Consider the following 4972-nt stretch of genomic DNA (forward strand, 5'->3'; position numbering starts at 1 on the left):
AAACAAACCAGGCTTCACTAAGGATTCCAATGAAGTTCCAGTAACTCCACCGACTCCAGAAGAGCCAGAAATCAAGAAAGATGTGAACGGCAAAGAAGCTGAAACTCTTGACAAACGTGACCAAGTCTTCACTTACAACGTGAAAACAACAGTAGCGCAAGATGCGACAGCCTTCGCAGTAACAGATACCTTGGTAGACGTTCTTGAATTCGCCGGCACATCAAGTGCTAAATTGAATGGTCAAGCGCTTGACGCTAGCCAAATCAAGGTAGAAGGTCAAACCATTACCTTGACGCTTACAGAAGAACAAGCGAAAGCCAATGGCGGTCAAGCAGTTGAATTAACATTCGACGCTAAGATCAAAGCCGGTGCTAACTTGTCTGCTTATGTAACAGAAGATAAGTCAATCAAGGTTCCGAACAAGGCAGCTTACAGGGCAGATCTTCCAAACAAACCAGGCTTCACTAAGGATTCCAATGAAGTTCCAGTAACTCCACCGACTCCAGAAGAGCCAGAAATCAAGAAAGATGTGAACGGCAAAGCAGAAGAAACTCTTACTAACCGTGACCAAGTCTTCACATACAACGTGAAGACAAGTGTACCAAACGATGCGACTGCCTTTGCAGTAACAGATACCTTGGTAGACGTTCTTGAATTCGCAGGCACATCAAGTGCTAAATTGAACGGTGTAGCGCTTGACGCTAGCCAAATCAAGGTAGAAGGTCAAACCATTACCTTGACGCTTACAGAAGAACAAGCTAAAACAAGTGCTGGTCAAGCAGTTGAATTAACTTTCGACGCTAAGATCAAAGCCGGTGCTAACTTGTCTGCTTATGTAACAGAAGATAAGTCAATCAAGGTTCCGAACAAGGCAGCTTACAGGGCAGATCTTCCAAACAAACCAGGCTTCACTAAGGATTCCAATGAAGTTCCAGTAACTCCACCAAGTCCAGAAGAGCCAGAAATCAAGAAAGATGTGAACGGCAAAGCAGAAGAAACTCTTACTAACCGTGACCAAGTCTTCACATACAACGTGAAGACAAGTGTACCAAACGATGCGACTGCCTTTGCAGTAACAGATACCTTGGTAGACGTTCTTGAATTCGCAGGCACATCAAGTGCTAAATTGAACGGTGTAGCGCTTGACGCTAGCCAAATCAAGGTAGAAGGTCAAACCATTACCTTGACGCTTACAGAAGACCAAGTTAAAGCCGGTGCTGGTCAAGCAGTTGAATTAACATTCGACGCTAAGATCAAAGCAGGCGCTAACTTGTCAGATTACATTACAGAAGATAAGTCAGTGAAAGTACCGAATACGGCTTCATACAAGGCGGATCTTCCAAACAAACCAGGCTTCACTAAGGACTCAAACGTAGTTCCAGTAACTCCTCCAAGTCCAGAAGAGCCAGGAATCAAGAAAGATGTGAACGGTAAAGCAGAAGAAACTCTTACTAACCGTGACCAAGTCTTCACATACAACGTGAAGACTAACGTACCAACTGATGCGACAGCCTTTGCAGTAACAGATACCTTGGTAGACGTTCTTGAATTCGCCGGCACATCAAGTGCTAAATTGAATGGTCAAGCGCTTGACGCTAGCCAAATCAAGGTAGAAGGTCAAACTATTACCTTGACCCTTACAGAAGACCAAGTTAAAGCCGGTGCTGGTCAAGCAGTTGAATTAACATTCGACGCTAAGATCAAAGCAGGCGCTAACTTGTCAGATTACATTACAGAAGATAAGTCAGTGAAAGTACCGAATACGGCTTCATACAAGGCGGATCTTCCAAACAAACCAGGCTTCACTAAGGACTCAAACGTAGTTCCAGTTGTAGTTCCAAAAGAACCAGAACCAGAAATTTCTAAGAAGATCAACCGTACTTTGGACCACTTGGATGTAGACTACGAAGCACCTTACATGTACAATGTTAATACTGCTTTACCAAAAGATATTGATAAGTACAAAGAGTTTACAGTAACAGATACTCTTGAATCTGTGTTGGCAATCACAGATACACCAGTAGCTTATGTAGATGGTCTTGATGCAACTGGAGTTCTTGAAACTAAAGTTGAAGGAAATACAGTAACTGTAACAGTGAAAGATTTCGCTCGACTTAAAGGATTCAAAGAAATCCAATTGTACATCCCAGCTAAGCTTAAAGCTAACAGCGACTTGAGCGCTTACGCTAACCAATTGGTACCTAACAAAGCAACTGTAAACTTCAAGGATGCTAACGGTCAATCTGGTAGCAAGGAAACAAAACCAGTAACGGTTAAACCTCGTGAACCAGAAAAACCAACTGATCCAAAACCAAATGAACCAGTTAAGACTGTTGGACCAGAAGATGGATCTAAACCTGGTAAAGAGTACCACTTGCCAAACGCAACTGATACATTCCGCTTCGACATTTCAACGCTCGTTCCTGCAGATCCAACGGATGAAAATGGAAACGCCTTGAAAGATGAGTACGGCCGCATCAAGAAGACTGAATTGACTAACTTCACTATCAGTGATGAAATCGACCAAGTCCTCAAAGTGAACCGTGACCGTATTGCTCTTAAAGTTGAAAACGCACAGTTTGACAAACTTCAAGCAACTCTTCAAGCTCAACTTGACCAAGTTGAAGCTGAGCTTAAAGCTTTGATGGCTAAGTCTGAAGACAAGTCAGCTGATGAGAAAGTGAAAGTGGCTGAAGCTAAAGTTGCTGACTTGAAAGCTAAGGTAGAAGCAGCCAAAGCAGCAGTAACAACTGAGGCTCCTGCAACAACTGAAGCACCAGCAACGACTGAAGCTCCTGTAACATCAGAAGGTGCAACAACTGAAGCACCAGCAACAACTGAAGCACCTGCTACAACAGAAGCAGCACCAAGCAAACCAAGTCCAGAACTTGCTAACTTGGAAGCTGAACTCAAAGCAGCTGAAGCAGAACTTGCAAGCCTTCAAGCAGCAGCTAAGAAAGAAGCTGAATTGTCACCAGCTGATAAGAAACAAGAACAAGAGAAACTTGAAAACGAAATCAAGAAACTGAAAGAAGCTCAAGCTAAGCTTAAATCAGCAATTGAAAAAGTTTCTAAAGTTTCAAATGACCGTGGTGAATTGGTAGGTAAAGATTTGGAAGCAATTGCCAAAGTTACTTACGATGAAACTACAAACCTTGTGACTGTTGAAATCAGCGACAAGGACGTTCTTGAAGCCTTGAAGGGAAGTAAAGTAAGTCTCGTTCTTTACACTAACTTCAAAGAAGGAACTGACTTCTCTAAATATGCTACTAAAGGTGTACCAAATACAGCAACAGTAAGCTTTAACAATAAACCAAAAACTACCAACAAGGTTGTGGTGACACCACCTGTTCCGGTAACACCACCTGTTCCGGTAACGCCACCTGTTCCGGTAACACCACCTGTTCCGGTAACACCACCTGTTCCGGTAACGCCACCTGTTCCGGTAACACCACCTGTTCCGGTAACACCACCTGTTCCAGTAACACCACCTGTTCCGGTAACACCACCTGTTCCGGTAACACCACCTGTTCCGGTAACACCACCTGTTCCAGTAACGCCACCAGCCCCAAATATCCCACCAGCAGAGGAGGATATTCCGAAAAAACCAACAGAACCAGGTAAAACATTACCAAATACAGGTTCTGAAGTTTCTACAGTTCTTGAAGTATTTGCAGCTCTTGCTGCAGGACTTGCAGGGCTTCTAGTTTGGAAGCGTAAAGCTGAACGTTAGTATCATATAGTAAGAGGAGAGTAGAAAATTTTACTCTTCTCCTTACTGTATATTGAAAGTGTTAAGGGAAAAAATAATGAGTAGAAAAAAATTATTAAAGTTAGGGATTTCAATACTTGCTTTAAACGCTCTTGGAGTAGCGACTTATCATGTAGCTCCTGATCTATATGAAATTAAGACTGTACATGCAGAAGAACCAGGAGAAGATGAAGAAATCCCTGATGCTGCGGAAAGAAGTATCGCTTTTAAGTTCAGGGATAAAATGAACGACCTTGAAGAGGATTTTAATGATCTCAAAAAGAATCCTTCAGATGAAGAAACTCGTGAACTTGTACAAGATGAGTTAGATGATGTTGTAAAATATTATGGTATTGCCAAAAAAGCAATGAAGAGCGAAGTTGGAAAAAAATTCTTTGCACCTCTTGAAGAACGCTATCATACTTTGAAAGCTAAAGTAGAAGCAGCTTTGAATGGCAAAACTGAAGAACCAACAACACCAAAAGTTGAACATCAAGAAATCACTACGACAGAAGAGATTCCTTATGCATCTCGTACCGAAACCAATGCCGATCTTGCAGAAGGTACTCGTAATGTGAAACAAGCGGGTGTTAAAGGCATTAAGACCATTACTTGGGATATCACACTGACAGATGGTAAAGAAACAGCTCGTACTAAGAAAAGCGAGAAAGTTACCAAAGAACCAGTAGAAGAAATCATCGAAGTTGGAACTAAGAAAGTAGTAGTCCCAGTTGTAACGACTAAGGAAGAGACCAAGACAGAAGAAGTTGCTTTCCAAACTAAGGAAGTCACAAATTCTGAACTTCCAGAAGGAAGTCGTCAAGTGAAGACAGCTGGTAAGAAGGGTGTTCGCACGATTGTTGAAACTGTCACTTACACAGACGGAGTAGAAACAGGTCGTGTTGAGAAATCCAACACAATCACTACTCCAGCAGTAGACGAAGTTATCGAAGTTGGAACTAAGAAAGTAGTAGTCCCAGTTGTAACGACTAAGGAAGAGACCAAGACAGAAGAAGTTGCTTTCCAAACTAAGGAAGTCACAAATTCTGAACTTCCAGAAGGAAGTCGTCAAGTGAAGACAGCTGGTAAGAAGGGTGTTCGCACGATTGTTGAAACTGTCACTTACACAGACGGAGTAGAAACAGGTCGTGTTGAGAAATCCAACACAATCACTACTCCAGCAGTAGACGAAGTTATCGAAGTTGGAACTAAGAAAGTAGT

At 42.4% G+C, this 4972-nt stretch carries 2 protein-coding genes; both read left to right on the forward strand.

What is annotated here, in order from left to right:
- Positions 1–3733, forward strand: a 3733-nt coding sequence (locus B7698_RS00600) for an isopeptide-forming domain-containing fimbrial protein (RefSeq protein ID WP_142358039.1), incomplete at its 5' end; no start/stop codon positions are given.
- A gap of 76 nt (positions 3734–3809) precedes the next feature.
- Positions 3810–4972 (forward strand): G5 domain-containing protein (locus B7698_RS00605; RefSeq protein ID WP_192855078.1); only part of this gene is annotated, 1163 nt, incomplete at its 3' end.

The sequence above is a fragment of the Streptococcus mitis genome (genome assembly GCF_002096855.1).
Classification (GTDB): Bacteria; Bacillota; Bacilli; order Lactobacillales; family Streptococcaceae; genus Streptococcus; species Streptococcus mitis_Y.